The following is a 14,378-nucleotide window of genomic DNA, read 5'->3' as shown; positions in this document are numbered from 1 at the left end:
CTGTCATAGGGCGCGAGGGGCATGAAAACCGGTGACTTATCCACATAGTCGGCCCTTGCTATCCACCCAGTGGCGCTACCACCGGCGTGGCGCAGAACTTGCTGTCCAACAACGATAACGACGCGCAGTCAGAGCGCGCAAACGCCTAACCGCCGTGGGTGCACCCTGATGAGCAGCCAGACACGCGATATCCATATCCAACGCTTCGACCTCGAAGGCGCCCGCAGCTGGATGTCCGGCATCTGCGGGCCGCACCGCCTGGCGACGACGACCCCGGAGCGCCTGCGTTTTCACCACAGCGCCAATGTGTTCAAGTCCCGCGCGACCACCTTGGGCGTGATCGAATACGGCACCGACGTGACCATCGATATCGAGGATGCCGAGCACTTCAGCAGCTACAGCCTCAGCCTGCCGTTGGTGGGTGAGCAGGAGTTGAGCAAGAACGGTGAGCGCCTGAGTTCCAACCGCGACCAAGGCGTGATCATCTCGCCCAACGAGCACCAGGTGCTGGCGATTTCCGGGGACTGTCGCAAGCTGCAAGTGGTGATTACGCGGGCAGCGATGAGTGAGTCACTGGAAGGTTTGTTGCAACGGCCCATCGACGCACCGCTGCGCTTTGAGTCGGTGATGGATGCGGTGGATGGCGCCCCGGCCTCGTGGTGGCGCATGGCGCGTTACTTTATTGCCGAACTGGAGCGCAGCAGCGAGTTGTATGAACAGGCCGCGTTTACCCGGGATCTGGAAAGCTCGCTGATCAAGGGGTTGATCCTGGCCCAGCCCAATAATTACTCCGAAGAACTGCGCGACGTACTGGGCGTGAAACTGCCGCATTACTTGATCCGCGCGCGCCAATACATTCACGACAACGCCCGCGAAGCGCTGCACCTGGAAGACCTGGAAGCCGCAGCAGGCGTGTCGCGCTTCAAGCTGTTCGACGCTTTCCGAAAGTACTTTGCCCTGTCGCCGATGGCCTACCTGAAGAAGTACCGACTGGGCGCGGTGCGCCAGGAAATCCTTGAGCACGGTTCAATTCGTACCATCTCCGAGATTGCCTTGGGCTGGGGCTTTACTCACTTGGGACGGTTTTCGGCGGAGTATCGCAAGCTGTTTGATGAGTCGCCCAGCCAGACGCTGCAGCGCAATCGCCTGCGCAGTACTTGAGCCTGATGAAGAGCAAAATGTGGGAGGGGGCTTGCCCCCGATAACGGTGGATCAGTCAGCCCATTCATCAACTGGCCCAGCGCAATCGGGGGCAAGCCCCCTCCCACAGGGAGATCGCAGTGTTTGGAGCGTTTCAGATCAGTTCTTCAACCAACTGCAGGCAATGACTAAGCCCCGGCGACTGATCATTCACCCTTCGGCTGAGAATAATCGGCGAGGTCGCGGTGGTTTCCACAATCGGCGTGTAACCGATATCCGCCCGATGCAGCACCTGCACCGACGCAGGCACCAGCGTCACGCCCATGCCAGCGCCAACCAGGCCAATCGCGGTCTGCAGCTCGTTAGTCCACTGCGCCACCTTGAGGCTTAAACCGTGGGTATCGAACAGCGCGATCACATGGTCGGCATAACTGGGGCGTGGGTTGCCGGGGTACAGCACAAACGGCTCGGCGGCCAATTGGGCGAGGGTGGCCGGCGCCGCCAGCAGCGGGTGGCCGGCAGGCAGTACCGCCACCAGTCGATCCTCCACCAGTACACGCTGGTCAATGGCTGGGTCGTCGATGCGGATACGCCCGAAGCCGACATCAATGCGCCCGGCCTTGAGCGCTTCGACCTGCTGCAAAGTGGTCATCTCGGACAAACCCAATTCCAGCTCCAGCGCGTCATGGCTGCGCAGCCGCCGGATCAGCTCGGGCAGTACGCCATACAAAGTCGACGGCGCAAAGCCGATGCCCAGCCAGGTCTTTTCGCCCTGGCCGATGCGCCGGGTGCTGTCGCAGACCTTGTTCAACTGTTCGAGCAGCACATTGGCGTGTTCATAGAAAAACCGCCCGGCTTCGGTCAGTCGCAGTGGGCGGCCGCGTTCCAGCAGAATCACCCCCAGCTCATCCTCCAGTTGCTGGATCTGCCGGCTCAACGGTGGTTGGGCGATGTGCAGGCGTTCGGCGGCCCGGGTGAAGTTGAGGGTTTCGCCCAGCACTTGGAAGTAGCGCAGATGACGCAGTTCCATGACGGCTCCTTTCATACCTTGAGAGTATTGTTCGAGACTAATTCTATATTGGCTCCACGCAAAGAGCGGGAACAGAATCAGCGCAGACCTATAAAGAACCCAGCGGGTATTGCCATGCCGATTTGCGCCATTGAGTCGATCGAGACCATTATCGTCGACCTCCCCACCATTCGCCCGCACAAGCTGGCAATGCACACGATGCAGAACCAGACCCTGGTGATCATCCGCGTGCGTTGCGCCGACGGCATTGAAGGCATCGGTGAGTCCACCACCATCGGCGGTCTGAGCTACGGCAACGAGAGTCCCGACAGCATCAAAATCAATATCGACCGCCACTTCGCGCCGCTGCTGATCGGCCAGGACGCCAGCAACATCAACGCCGCCATGTTGCGCCTGGAGCGCAGTATTCGCGGCAATACCTTTGCCAAGTCCGGCATTGAAAGCGCGTTGCTCGATGCATTGGGCAAACGCTTGAACCTGCCGGTGAGCGAGCTGCTCGGCGGCCGTGTCCGTGACGCGTTGCCGGTGGCCTGGACCTTGGCCAGCGGCAACACCGAACAAGACATCGCCGAAGCCGAAAAGATGCTCGACCTGCGCCGCCACCGCATCTTCAAACTCAAGATCGGCGCCGGTGAAGTCGGTCGCGACCTCGCTCATGTGATCGCGATCAAAAAGGCCTTGGGCGAGCGCGCCAGTGTGCGTGTCGACGTCAATCAGGCCTGGGATGAAGCCGTCGCCCTGCGCGCGTGCAAGGTGCTTGGCGACAACGGCATCGACCTGATCGAACAACCGATCTCGCGCAATAACCGTGGCGGGATGGCCCGGCTGAACCTGTCGAGCCCGGCGCCGATCATGGCGGATGAATCCATCGAATGTGTCGAGGATGCCTTCAACCTCGCCCGTGAAGGTGCGGCGTCAGTGTTCGCCCTGAAGATCGCCAAGAACGGCGGCCCGCGTGCGGTGTTGCGCACGGCCGCGATTGCTGAAGCGGCGGGTATCGGCCTGTACGGTGGCACCATGCTCGAAGGCGGCATCGGCACCCTGGCCTCGGCCCATGCGTTCCTGACCTTGAACAAGCTGGCGTGGGACACCGAACTGTTCGGTCCGCTGCTGCTCACCGAAGACATCCTCACCGAACCGCCGGTGTACCGCGATTTTCAGTTGCATGTCTCCACTGCGCCGGGCCTGGGCCTGGCCATCGATGAAGAGCGTCTGGCGTTCTTCCGTCGTGACAAACACTAAGAGGCGCTTGCCATGTTGTTCCACGTAAAAATGACCGTGAATCTGCCCGTCGACATGAACCCTGAGCGCGCCGCCCGCCTCAAGGCCGACGAAAAAGCCCTGGCTCGACGTTTACAAGAGCAAGGCAAATGGCGCCACCTGTGGCGCATCGCCGGGCTTTACGCCAACTACAGCGTGTTCGATGTCGACAGCGTGCAAGAGCTGCACGACCTGCTGATGCAACTGCCGCTTTATCCCTACATGGCCATCGAAGTGAACGCCCTGTGCCGGCACCCTTCGTCGATCCATGAGGACGACCGTTAAGCCTGTTCTACACCTAACAATTACAAGATGAGGATCGCACCATGTCCATCCGACTGTCCCAGACTGCCCACGCCCAACAGTTTCTCGAAGAAGCCAGCGGCAACCTTAATGACGGCGGTAACCCGCGCATCAAAGCGCTGATCTACCGGATTTTGCGCGACACCGTGAACATCATCGAAGACCTGGACGTGACGCCGGAAGAGTTCTGGAAGGCGGTCAACTACCTCAACGAACTGGGCAAGAACCAGGAAGCCGGACTGCTTGCCGCCGGGTTGGGCCTGGAGCACTACCTGGACATGTTGATGGACGCCGCCGATGAAGAAGCCGGCAAATCCGGCGGCACGCCACGTACCATCGAAGGCCCGCTGTACGTGGCCGGTGCGCCGCTGTCCCAGTACGAAGCGCGGTTGGATGATGGGACGGATGCCGCAGTGCCGCTGTTCATGCGCGGACAAGTGCGCGACACCAACGGTAAACCGTTGGCTGGGGCGATTGTGGATGTGTGGCAGGCCAACACGGGCGGCACTTATTCCTGGTTCGATAACACCCAGTCGGAATTTAACCTGCGCCGACGCATCGAGACCGACGCCCAGGGTAACTACCGTTTTCGCAGCATCGTGCCGTCGGGCTACGGCTGCCCGCCGACTGGACCGACCCAGCAACTGCTCGATCAATTGGGGCGCCACGGGCAGCGGCCGGCACATATCCACTTCTTCATCTCGGCGCCGGGGCATCGGCACCTGACGACACAGATCAACTTGTCGGATGACCCGTACCTGCACGATGACTTTGCCTACGCGACGCGGGATGAATTAATTGCCGAGATTCGCTTCAGCGACGATCAGCAACTGGCGCGGGAGTTTGGGGTAGAAGGGCGGTTTGCACAGATTGATTTTGATTTTGAGTTGCAGACGGCTGATGCGCCGGTAGAACAGAAACGCATGCAGCGAGTCCGCGCCCTCGAAGACTAAATGCGGTCAAAAATATGGGAGGGGGCTTGCTCCCGATAGCGGCGGATCAGTCAACATTTAAGTGACTGACACACCGCCATCGGGGGCAATCCCCCTCCCACATTTGAACTTAGGCGTGGCTGACTATTTGCGTACGACGAGATCAAGCACCTCATCCTTATCCTTGATCTTCTGCAGCACGATTTCCGAGCGTATATCCATCACCCCCGCCGTGCGGTTCAGGTGGTTCACGATAAAGTCCGAAAAGTGCTTGAGGTTGCGCGCCTGCACCCGCAGCACATAGTTGCTGGCGCCGGTGATCACATAGGCGCTGGCCACTTCCGGCCAGCCTTGCACCTTCTTGATAAATGTCTCATGCCAATCCTCCACATCCTGGCGCAACGACAGGTGGACGATGGCTTCCAGCTCGATCCCCAATTGTTCGGCATTCAGCACTGCGCGGTAGCCGCTGATGATTCCTTCGCTCTCCAGCAGACGCAAACGGCGCAGGCAGGCGGAGGGCGACAGTGCGACTTTTTCCGCCAGTTCCTGGTTGCTGATACGGCCATCCTGTTGCAGGAAATGCAGGAGGCGCAGGTCGGTGGCGTCAAGAATCATGGTTTGAATAAATCCGCGTGTTTAGGGGTTAAATTCGAATTTCCTACTGCTTAATTAGCCTGTTACCCACCACTTTGCACGAAAATTCTCTAAAGCTTCGTTCATTATTTGGTTCATTCCCACCTATAAAAACCAGGACTCTCCATGACCTCCCGAAGCCATTGCCAAGCCCTCGACGCCCAGGACCCGCTGGCGCCGTTGCGCAATCAATTTTCCTTGCCGGAGGGTGTGATCTACCTCGACGGTAACTCCCTTGGCGCACGTCCGGTGGCATCGCTGGCGCGGGCGCAACAGGTGATTGCCGAGGAGTGGGGCAATGGCTTGATCCGCAGTTGGAACAGCGCCGGTTGGGCAGACTTGTCCCAGCGCCTGGGCAATCGCCTTGCGCCGCTGATCGGTGCGCGGGACGGCGAAGTGGTGATCACCGATACCACCTCCATTAACCTGTTCAAAGTGCTCAGCGCTGCACTGACGGTGCAGCGCCAACGCGCAGCAGAGCGCAAGGTAATCGTCAGCGAAGCAAGCAACTTTCCCACCGACCTGTACATCGCCGAAGGCTTGGCTGAATTGCTGCAACAGGGTTACTCCCTGCGCCTGGTGAACAGCCCGGACGAACTGCCCCAGGCCATCGACGCCGACGTGGCGGTGGTGCTGCTCACCCACGTCAACTACAAGACCGGCTACATGTACGACATGCAGGCGCTTACGGCCTTGAGCCATGAATGTGGCGCGCTGAGTATCTGGGATTTGGCGCACTCGGCGGGCGCGGTGCCCATCGATCTGCATAACGCCGGGGCCGATTACGCGATTGGCTGCACTTATAAATACCTCAACGGCGGCCCTGGCTCCCAGGCGTTTGTGTGGGTCAATCCGGCGTTGGTCGACCTCGTACGCCAGCCGCTTTCGGGCTGGTTCGGGCATACCCGGCAGTTCGCCATGGAAGCCAACTATGCGCCGAGCGCCGGTATTGCCCGCTACTTGTGCGGCACCCAACCGATCACCTCGCTGGCGATGGTGGAGTGTGGGCTGGCGATTTTTGAGCAGACTGATATGGCCAGCCTGCGCACTAAATCCCTGGCGTTGACGGATCTGTTTATCGAGTTGGTTGAAGCCCGTTGCGCGGCTCATGGCCTGGTGTTGATCACCCCGCGTGAGCATGCCCGGCGCGGTAGCCATGTGAGTTTTGAGCACCCCGAAGGTTATGCAGTGATTCAGGCTCTGATTGCCCGTGGCGTGATCGGCGATTACCGCGAGCCGCGGATTATGCGGTTTGGGTTTACGCCGCTGTACACGAGCTTTACTGAGGTCTGGGACGCTGTGGAAATCCTCGGTGAGATTCTCGACGAGAACACCTGGGACCAGCCGCAATTCAAAGTCCGCCACAGCGTCACCTGATTAAACGCAGACAACATTATGGGAGAGGGCTTGCATCAGATACACAATGGATAAACACCAAAGACCTCATGTGGGAGGGGGCTTGCTCCCGATGGCAGTGTGTCAGTCGCCGGATTGGCAAGCTGATACACCTCCATAGGGAGCAAGCCCCCTCCCACAGGGGATTTGCGGCAACAGACAAATAGTGCAACCACAATAATAAAGGGGCACCCCACGTGACTACGCCAGACACCGGCTTTGCCGAGATCACCCAACGCGAACTGGGCCTTCGGCGCCAGCTTACTTCCGGCCAGATGAGCATGATCGCCATCGGTGGCGCCATCGGCACCGGGTTGTTCATGGGCAGCGCCTATGCCATCGGTTATGCCGGGCCGAGCGTGCTGGTGAGCTACGCCATTGGTGCACTGATCACCTTGCTGTTGATGGGCTGCCTGGCGGAGATGACCGTTGCGCACTCCACCTCGGGTTCCTTCGGCGCCTATGCCGAGTTCTACATCAGCCCGCTGGCTGGGTTTCTGGTGCGTTATGCCTATTGGGCGGCGATTGTGCTGGCGGTGGGCGCCGAGGTCACGGCGGTGGCGATGTACATGAAGTACTGGTTCGCCAACGTGCCGGAGTGGGTGTGGATTGTGTCGTTTTCCAGTGTGCTGATCCTGCTTAATGCGATCAGCGTGAAGACGTTTGGCAACTTTGAATACTGGTTCTCCACCATCAAGATCAGCGCCATCGTCGGCTTCATCATCCTGGCCGTGTATGTGGTGTTCGGCTCCGGCAACCCGGAGTATGGCGTGCAGAATTACACCGCACACGGCGGTTTTTTCCCCCATGGCTTGAGCGGCATGTGGATTGCCGTGATTGTGTCGATCTTCAGTTACCTGAGCGTCGAGATGATCGCTGTGGCTGCCGGTGAAGCCGCCGACCCGGAGCAGGCGGTGAAGAAGGCCTTTCGCGCGACCATCGTGCGCCTGGTGGTGTTTTACCTGCTGACCCTGGCGCTGATGCTGGCCATCGTGCCGTGGAATCAGGCCGGGCAGACTCAAAGCCCGTTCGTCACAGTGATGCAGACCATCGGCATTCCCGGTGCCACCGGGGTGATGAATTTCGTGATCCTGATCGCCGCATTGTCAGCGATGAACAGCCAGCTCTACATCACTACACGCATGATGTTCAGCCTGTCCCGCGCGGGCTTCGCACCCAAGTCCATGGGCGCGTTGAGCAAAAGCGGCATTCCGCTGAATGCACTGCTGCTGTCCAGTTCGGGCATTGCCCTGGCGACCTTGTTGAATGTGGTGTACCCGGAAAGCTCGTTCACCCTGATGATGGCGATCTCGATGTTTGGCGCGATCTTCACCTGGTTCATGATCTTCCTCACGCACCTGTTTTTCCGTCGCTATCGCAAGCGTCACGGCGGGGCGAAGTTGTCATTCCAACTGCGACTGTTTCCCTACAGCACATTGCTGGGTCTGGTGCTGATGGGCGCGGTGATGATCACCACGTATTTCACCGAGGCGTTCAAGATGACGTTGGTGTTTGGCGTGCCGTTCCTGTTGATTCTGTCGGCGGTGTATTACGGGTTCTTCCGCAAGGGCAGGGCCAAGGCGTTGAACAAGGCTTTGGCGTAACCCGGCAGTTGCTCGAACGAACGTGCGCAAAGCAACAGCTGTCGGCGGGCCCAGTCTTCTCCCAGAGGCTGGGCCTTGAAGTGGCGCGCCAAGGGCCAGCGATCCAACGCGGCCTGGGGCACGATGCCCAGGCCAGCACCTCTTGCGACCATCCGAATCACCCCATCAAAGCCCTCGGCGCGGATGCGCGTCTGTAAGCGGAACCCTGCGTGCAGCGCTTGTTCTTCCAGGTACACCGACAGTGCGCTGTGGGCCGCGAGGCCGACGTAATCGTGTTGCAGGCTGTCGATAAAACTCACCGGGCTCGCTGCCAGGGGATGATCCAGGGGCATGATCAGCACCAGCGGGTCATCGCGAAAGGGCAGGGTCTGCAAACCGTGGGTGTCTACTGCATCGGAGATGATCCCCAGGTCGGCCGTGCCCTGACGCAGGGCCTGGATGATGCGCAGGCTGGGCAACTCCTGCAGGTCGATATCGAGGTTGGGGTGTTCGCGTAGAAAGTCCGCGAGCAGTTCCGGCAGGTATTCGCTGAGCGCAGTGGTGTTGCACAGCAGGCGCACTTGGCCTTTGATGCCGTTGGCGTATTCGGCGAGGTCCTGTTGCAGATGGTCAGCCTGTTGCAGCAGCAGGCGAGCGTGGCGCGCGAGGGCTTTACCTGCAGGTGTCGGCGTGACACCCCGGCGGCCCCGCTCAAGCAATTCGATGCCCAGCGATGCTTCCATAGCGCGGATGCGTGCGCTCGCGGCTGCCAGGGATAAATGGCTGCGGCTGGCGCCGGCGGTGATGTTGCCGGTGTCCAGGGTATGCAGGTAGAGGCGCAGATCGATCAGGTCAACGTGCATGGGTGGGGTTCTCGGATGGCTCTACTGGCCGCATCGGGGGCAAGCTCCCTCCCACATTTGGATGGGTGAACACAGTCTAAGTGGGAGGGGACTTGCCCCCGATGCGGCCCCAAGGCTCTTGCTAAACAAGAGGCTGCCTCAGTATATGGCGAATTTCAGAGCGCATCGAAAAGTCGCACACTCTGCCCATGATTACCTTCCTTGCGTTCTACCAAAACCTCGGTCCCGCCGTTACTTTGCTGGTGATTGGCACGTTCCTGCTGGCGGGCACCGTCAAAGGAGTAATCGGCCTCGGCTTACCGACAGTCGCCATGGGCATGCTCGGCTTGGCTATGTTGCCGGCGCAGGCTGCGACGTTGCTGATCATTCCTTCAACGGTCACCAACCTTTGGCAACTGGCATTCGGCGGGCACCTGAGTGGCTTGCTCAAACGCCTTTGGCCGATGCTCGTGCTGATTTTCCTCGGCACCGGGCTGGGTACGGTGTGGCTTGGCATGGAAGGTGGGCACTGGGTGGTGCGCGCGCTGGGCGCGGCGTTGCTGGTGTATGCGTTGAGCGGGTTGTTTTTGCCCACCTTCAAGGTCAAGCCGCAGACCGAACGCTGGTTGGGCCCGTTGTGTGGGCTGATCACCGGCTTGATCACCTCGGCCACTGGCGTGTTCGTGATTCCTGCGGTGCCGTATTTGCAAGCCTTGGGCCTGAGTCGCGATCAGTTGGTACAGGCCCTCGGCCTGTCGTTCACCGTGTCGACGCTGGCGCTGGCGGCGGGATTGGCTTGGCGTGGCACCTTGGGCGGCGGTGAAGTGAGTGCCTCGCTGCTCGCGCTGGTGCCGGCGCTGCTGGGCATGTGGCTGGGCCAAGCGCTGCGCCAGCGCATCAGTGCGGTGTTATTCAAGCGGGTATTTTTCATCGGCATGGCCCTGTTGGGCTGTCATCTGCTGATCAGTGGTTAACAATCTCATGGGTATTCGTGCTTTTTGATCAAAGGTATTTTGCCGGGTGACGGCTTATTCCGAAGGGTCAGGGCCGATAGTCTGCGTCCAGACATTTTCAACCTTCTGGATCCCCTCCCATGAAAAAAGTACTCCTGCTCAACGGCGGCAAAAAGTTCGCCCACTCCGATGGCCGCTACAACACCACCCTGCATGAAACCGCCCTGGCTGTGCTGGATCGAGGCGGTATCGACGTTAAAGTCACCCATATCGACGAAGGCTACGACGTGGCCGAAGAGGTGGCCAAGTTCCTCTGGGCCGACGTGATCATCTACCAGATGCCTGGTTGGTGGATGGGGGCGCCGTGGATCGTCAAGAAGTACATCGACGAAGTCTTCACCGAAGGCCATGGCAGCCTGTACGCCAGCGACGGTCGCACCCGTTCCGATGCCTCGCAGAAATACGGCAGTGGCGGCCTGATCCAGGGCAAGCAGTACATGCTGTCCCTGACCTGGAACGCACCGCAGCAAGCCTTCGACGACCCGAGCGATTTCTTCGAAGCCAAGGGCGTGGACGCGGTGTACTTCCCATTCCACAAGGCCCACGAGTTCCTCGGCATGACCGGCTTGCCGACCTTTTTGTGCGTGGACGTGATGAAACGCCCAGCCATCGAGGCAGACGTGGCGCGCTATGAGCAGCATCTGGCGCAGGTGTTCAAGCTCTCGGTGTAATAAGCTGCACTGAACCGATAACGAGGACCGTCCGTGAAAGCCCGATCCGATGAGCTACAGATCTTCGTCAGCGTCATCGAGTGCGGCTCGATTTCCGCAGCGGCGGAGCAGGTCGGGCAGACGCCGTCGGCGGTCAGCCGTACCTTGTCGCGCCTGGAAGCCAAGCTCGACACCACGCTGATCAACCGCACCACGCGACGCATGGACCTGACCGAAGAGGGCAAGTATTTCTTCGAACAGGCCAAGCTGATCCTGGCGCAGATGGATGAGCTGGAAGAGCGCCTGTCGTCACGTCAGAAGAACCCTGCCGGGCGGCTGCGTATCAACGCGGCCGTGCCGTTCATGCTGCATGGGATCGTGCCGTACATTGCCGAGTTTCGCAGCTTGTACCCGCAGATCCAGTTGGAGTTGAACAGCGATGACTTGATCATCGACCTGCTGGAACAGAGCACCGACATCGCCATTCGCATCGGCGCCCTGGCCGACTCGACCTTGCATGCGCGTTCCCTCGGTTGTACGCCGCTGCATATCCTGGTCAGCCCTGAATACCTTAAGCAATACGGCGCGCCCACCACGGTGGCCGAGTTGGCTGACCACACGTTGCTCGGCTTCAGTCAGACCGAAACCCTCAACCACTGGCCGCTGCGCCATGTGGAGGGTGACCGCTGGCTGATTCAGCCGAGCATCGCTGCCTCCAGCGGCGAAACCCTGCGCCAGTTGGCGCTGGAGGGGCAGGGTATTTGTTGCCTGTCGAACTTCATGACCAGCGCCGACATCGACGCCGGCCGCCTGGTGCCGGTGCTGGAAGCCTTCAACAGCGGTTATCGCCAGCCGATCCACGCGGTCTTCTACCGTAACTCGCAGTTAGCGTTGCGCATCCAGTGCTTCCTGGACTTTATCCAGGCCAAACTGGCGCGGTATGCCTGCTGATTCGTGACTGCCACGCAAGATTGAATTGGGCGTCAGGGGCTTATTCGGTAAGGGTGGAGCCGGGATACTGGGCCTATCACTTACCCAGTCAGGAGAAATCTCCATGAACGTATTCGTTACCGGCGCCGCAGGTTTTATCGGCGGTTCGATTGCCACCGGCCTGGTCAAGGCCGGCCATCACGTCACCGGCCTGGTACGCAGCGCCGAGCAAGCGGCTGAGCTGACGGCCCTGGGCATCGCTCCGGTGATCGGCAGCCTCGATGACGCTGCCGTGCTTACCGAGCAAGCGCACAAGGCCGATGCGGTGATCAACGCCGCCAGCAGCGACCATCGTGCTGCGGTAGAAACGCTGTTGACCGCCTTGCAGGGATCAAACAAGCCGTTCCTGCACACCAGCGGTTCGAGCATCGTGGGCGATGCGTCGGGCGGTAAGGCCAGCGACGTGATCTATTTCGAAGACAACCTGCCGGAGCCGACCGTCGACAAGGCCGCGCGTGTGGCCATCGACAACCTGATCCTGGCTGCCGCCCAGGACGGCGTGAATTCGGCGGTGATCTGCAACACCCTGATCTACGGCCACAGCCTGGGCGTACAGCGTGACAGCGTGCAATTGCCGCGCTTGCTCAAGCAGGCGCGCAAGAGTGGGGTGGTGCGCCATGTGGGCACAGGGCAGAACATCTGGTCCAACGTGCACATCGAAGACGTGGTTGCGTTGTACCTGCTGGCGCTGACGAAGAACGTACCGGGCACGTTCTACTTTGTGGAAAGCAGCGAAGCGGCGTTTGTCGACATGACCACGGCCATCGCTGACGCGCTGAAGCTGGGCAAGCCGCAGGACTGGCCATTGGCCGAGGCTGAAGCCGAGTGGGGTTATGAAATGGCCAATTACGGTCTGGGTTCGAACAGTCGGGTGCGCGGCAAGCATGCCCGCGAACTGCTGGGCTGGGCACCAAAGCGCACGTCGGTGGTTGAGTGGATTCGTCACGAAATGGTGTGATGTTCGCTTGAGACCGAGTCGGCCATCGGGAGCAAGCCACCTCCCGCATTAGAATGCGTTCCAAAACTGGAACACGGCCAAGTGTGGGAGGGGGCTTGCCCCCGATGGCGACCACTCGGTCTTCCAGACTAGCCCCACCCCGCTCATTTCCGTACCATTCCCCGCCTTATCCCCCGCAACTCCCTGGTACCTCATGAACCTCACCCGACTGCGCGCCGATGCCCTGGCCGGCCTCACCACGTCTTTCGCGCTGCTGCCCGAATGCATCGCCTTTGCTCTGGTGGCTCACCTTAATCCGCTGATGGGCCTATACGGCGCCTTTATCATCTGCACCCTGACGGCCTTGTTCGGCGGTCGGCCCGGTATGGTCTCCGGCGCGGCGGGCTCGATGGCGGTGGTGATCGTCGCGTTGGTGGTGCAGCACGGCGTGGAATATTTGCTGGCAACGGTGCTGCTGGGCGGGTTGATCATGGTCGCCTTCGGCCTGCTGCGCCTGGGCAAGCTGGTGCGCATGGTGCCGCATTCGGTGATGCTCGGGTTCGTCAACGGCCTGGCGATCATCATTGCCCTGGCGCAGTTGGAGCATTTCAAGAGTGGTGAAACCTGGCTCAGCGGCACGCCGTTGTATGTGATGACCGGGCTGGTGGCGGCGACCATGGCCATTGTCTACCTGCTGCCGCGCCTCACCCGCGCGGTACCGCCGGCCTTGGTGGCGATCCTCGGCGTGGGCCTGGCGGTGTACCTGCTCGGTCTGCCAACCCGCACCCTCGGCGACATGGCCCACATCGCCGGTGGCCTGCCGACCTTCGCGTTGCCACAGATCCGCTGGACCCTGGAAACCCTCGGCATCATCGCGCCCTACGCTTTCTTGATGGCCATGGTCGGCCTGCTGGAAACCCTGCTGACCCTGAACCTTACCGACGAAATCACCGAAACCCGCGGCTATCCTGATCGCGAAAGCGTGGCGTTGGGTGCGGCGAATATGGTCTCGGGCCTCTTCGGCGGCATGGGCGGTTGCGCGATGATCGGGCAAACCGTGATCAACCTCAGCTCCGGCGGACGTGGGCGCTTCTCCGGGGTGTTTGCCGGGGTGATGATTCTGTTGTTCATTCTGTTTCTGTCACCGCTGATTGAGCGGATCCCGCTGGCGGCGCTGGTGGGGGTGATGTTCGTGGTGTCCCAGCAGACCTTCGCCTGGGCGTCGCTGCGGGTGATCAACAAAGTGCCGCTCAATGATGTGCTGGTGATTATTGCGGTGACGGTGATCACCGTATTTACCGACCTGGCCACTGCCGTGCTGTGCGGTATCGTGATCGCCGCGCTCAACTTCGCTTGGCAACAGGCCCGTGAGTTGTACGCGGATGAGCACCTGGAAGCCGACGGTAGCAAGCTCTATCGCCTGCACGGCACGTTGTTCTTTGCCTCGACCACGCCGTTTTTGAACCAGTTTGACCCGGCCAATGACCCGGATCAGGTGACGCTGGATTGTCGTCACCTGAGCTTTGTCGACTACTCAGCGATTGCCGCGCTGATGACCTTGCGCGAGCGTTATACCAAGGCCGGCAAGCATCTGCGGGTGTTGCATTTGTCTGAGCGCTGCAAGAAGTTGCTCAAGCGTGCGCGGGTGCATCACGACTAATTGAGCC

Annotated in this window: 14 protein-coding genes; 11 read left to right on the top strand and 3 right to left on the bottom strand. The window is 60.4% G+C overall.

From position 1 onward, the window contains the following. Window positions 1-168: 168 nt before the first annotated feature. Entirely contained in the window at window positions 169-1,161 is a 993-nt protein-coding gene (locus tag LRO94_RS24105; RefSeq protein WP_032885652.1) for an AraC family transcriptional regulator, read from the top strand. 133 nt (window positions 1,162-1,294) lie between these two features. Here the strand turns inward: LRO94_RS24105 and LRO94_RS24100 are convergent, their stop codons facing one another. Further along, window positions 1,295-2,170, bottom strand: a complete 876-nt coding sequence (locus LRO94_RS24100; RefSeq protein WP_095186358.1) for a LysR family transcriptional regulator — start codon at window positions 2,168-2,170, stop codon at window positions 1,295-1,297. A 114-nt stretch (window positions 2,171-2,284) separates the two neighbouring features. Here LRO94_RS24100 and LRO94_RS24095 point away from each other — a divergent pair, with 114 nt between their 5' ends. The 3 genes from LRO94_RS24095 to catA are packed head-to-tail and all read left to right on the top strand — an operon-like array spanning window position 2,285 to window position 4,686. Then, window positions 2,285-3,412, top strand: a complete 1,128-nt coding sequence (locus tag LRO94_RS24095) for a muconate cycloisomerase family protein (RefSeq protein ID WP_032885576.1) — start codon at window positions 2,285-2,287, stop codon at window positions 3,410-3,412. A 12-nt stretch (window positions 3,413-3,424) separates the two neighbouring features. Further along, complete coding sequence (gene catC, locus LRO94_RS24090) at window positions 3,425-3,715, top strand: muconolactone Delta-isomerase (protein WP_032885577.1); 291 nt, start codon at window positions 3,425-3,427, stop codon at window positions 3,713-3,715. A gap of 41 nt (window positions 3,716-3,756) precedes the next feature. Next, window positions 3,757-4,686, top strand: coding sequence for a catechol 1,2-dioxygenase (gene catA / locus LRO94_RS24085; protein ID WP_179179875.1), 930 nt, complete (start codon window positions 3,757-3,759; stop codon window positions 4,684-4,686). Window positions 4,687-4,809: 123 nt separating this feature from the next. Here catA and LRO94_RS24080 read toward each other — a convergent pair whose 3' ends face one another. Then, window positions 4,810-5,283: an Lrp/AsnC family transcriptional regulator gene (locus tag LRO94_RS24080; protein WP_032885579.1), complete on the bottom strand. Its 474-nt coding sequence runs from the start codon at window positions 5,281-5,283 to the stop codon at window positions 4,810-4,812. 144 nt (window positions 5,284-5,427) lie between these two features. On the opposite strand from LRO94_RS24080, the gene kynU reads away from it, so the two are divergent. Then, window positions 5,428-6,678: a kynureninase gene (kynU, locus tag LRO94_RS24075; protein WP_179179876.1), complete on the top strand. Its 1,251-nt coding sequence runs from the start codon at window positions 5,428-5,430 to the stop codon at window positions 6,676-6,678. Window positions 6,679-6,893: 215 nt separating this feature from the next. Further along, the gene (locus LRO94_RS24070) at window positions 6,894-8,300 is read left to right on the top strand and encodes an amino acid permease (RefSeq protein ID WP_032885581.1); all 1,407 of its coding nucleotides are present in this window, start codon (window positions 6,894-6,896) and stop codon (window positions 8,298-8,300) included. Here the strand turns inward: LRO94_RS24070 and LRO94_RS24065 are convergent. Continuing rightward, entirely contained in the window at window positions 8,246-9,142 is an 897-nt protein-coding gene (locus LRO94_RS24065; RefSeq protein ID WP_032885582.1) for a LysR substrate-binding domain-containing protein, read from the bottom strand. The two genes, LRO94_RS24070 and LRO94_RS24065, sit on opposite strands and share 55 nt — an antisense overlap. Before the next feature lie 188 nt (window positions 9,143-9,330). Between LRO94_RS24065 and LRO94_RS24060 the strand changes: the two genes are divergently transcribed. From LRO94_RS24060 to LRO94_RS24040, 5 genes are all read left to right on the top strand, one after another. Further along, window positions 9,331-10,095, top strand: a complete 765-nt coding sequence (locus LRO94_RS24060) for a sulfite exporter TauE/SafE family protein (RefSeq protein ID WP_179179877.1) — start codon at window positions 9,331-9,333, stop codon at window positions 10,093-10,095. A 119-nt stretch (window positions 10,096-10,214) separates the two neighbouring features. Then, entirely contained in the window at window positions 10,215-10,805 is a 591-nt protein-coding gene (locus LRO94_RS24055; protein ID WP_032885584.1) for an NAD(P)H-dependent oxidoreductase, read from the top strand. 33 nt (window positions 10,806-10,838) lie between these two features. After that, window positions 10,839-11,735 carry a LysR family transcriptional regulator gene (locus LRO94_RS24050; protein WP_032885585.1) on the top strand — a complete coding sequence of 299 codons (897 nt, stop codon included), beginning with the start codon at window positions 10,839-10,841 and terminating at the stop codon, window positions 11,733-11,735. Between the two features lie 103 nt (window positions 11,736-11,838). Next, window positions 11,839-12,732 (top strand): NAD-dependent epimerase/dehydratase family protein, encoded by an 894-nt coding sequence (locus tag LRO94_RS24045; protein ID WP_032885586.1) that lies wholly within the window; start codon window positions 11,839-11,841, stop codon window positions 12,730-12,732. A 193-nt stretch (window positions 12,733-12,925) separates the two neighbouring features. Continuing rightward, the gene (locus tag LRO94_RS24040) at window positions 12,926-14,371 is read left to right on the top strand and encodes a SulP family inorganic anion transporter (RefSeq protein ID WP_179179878.1); all 1,446 of its coding nucleotides are present in this window, start codon (window positions 12,926-12,928) and stop codon (window positions 14,369-14,371) included. Window positions 14,372-14,378 lie beyond the last annotated feature (7 nt).

The organism is Pseudomonas sivasensis (assembly GCF_021391435.1).
Lineage (GTDB): Bacteria > Pseudomonadota > Gammaproteobacteria > Pseudomonadales > Pseudomonadaceae > Aquipseudomonas > Aquipseudomonas sivasensis.
The sequence above is the reverse complement of the archived record's forward strand: the minus strand, read 5'-3'. Positions and strand labels throughout refer to the sequence as shown.

What these genes read in the sequence shown, in the direction of transcription:
- LRO94_RS24105 (WP_032885652.1), top strand. Translation starts at nt 169, where the DNA reads ATGAGCAGCCAGACACGCGATATCCATATCCAACGCTTCGACCTCGAA.
- LRO94_RS24100 (WP_095186358.1), bottom strand. Translation starts at nt 2,170, where the DNA reads ATGGAACTGCGTCATCTGCGCTACTTCCAAGTGCTGGGCGAAACCCTC.
- LRO94_RS24095 (WP_032885576.1), top strand. Translation starts at nt 2,285, where the DNA reads ATGCCGATTTGCGCCATTGAGTCGATCGAGACCATTATCGTCGACCTC.
- catC (WP_032885577.1), top strand. Translation starts at nt 3,425, where the DNA reads ATGTTGTTCCACGTAAAAATGACCGTGAATCTGCCCGTCGACATGAAC.
- catA (WP_179179875.1), top strand. Translation starts at nt 3,757, where the DNA reads ATGTCCATCCGACTGTCCCAGACTGCCCACGCCCAACAGTTTCTCGAA.
- LRO94_RS24080 (WP_032885579.1), bottom strand. Translation starts at nt 5,283, where the DNA reads ATGATTCTTGACGCCACCGACCTGCGCCTCCTGCATTTCCTGCAACAG.
- kynU (WP_179179876.1), top strand. Translation starts at nt 5,428, where the DNA reads ATGACCTCCCGAAGCCATTGCCAAGCCCTCGACGCCCAGGACCCGCTG.
- LRO94_RS24065 (WP_032885582.1), bottom strand. Translation starts at nt 9,142, where the DNA reads ATGCACGTTGACCTGATCGATCTGCGCCTCTACCTGCATACCCTGGAC.
- LRO94_RS24060 (WP_179179877.1), top strand. Translation starts at nt 9,331, where the DNA reads ATGATTACCTTCCTTGCGTTCTACCAAAACCTCGGTCCCGCCGTTACT.
- LRO94_RS24055 (WP_032885584.1), top strand. Translation starts at nt 10,215, where the DNA reads ATGAAAAAAGTACTCCTGCTCAACGGCGGCAAAAAGTTCGCCCACTCC.
- LRO94_RS24045 (WP_032885586.1), top strand. Translation starts at nt 11,839, where the DNA reads ATGAACGTATTCGTTACCGGCGCCGCAGGTTTTATCGGCGGTTCGATT.
- LRO94_RS24040 (WP_179179878.1), top strand. Translation starts at nt 12,926, where the DNA reads ATGAACCTCACCCGACTGCGCGCCGATGCCCTGGCCGGCCTCACCACG.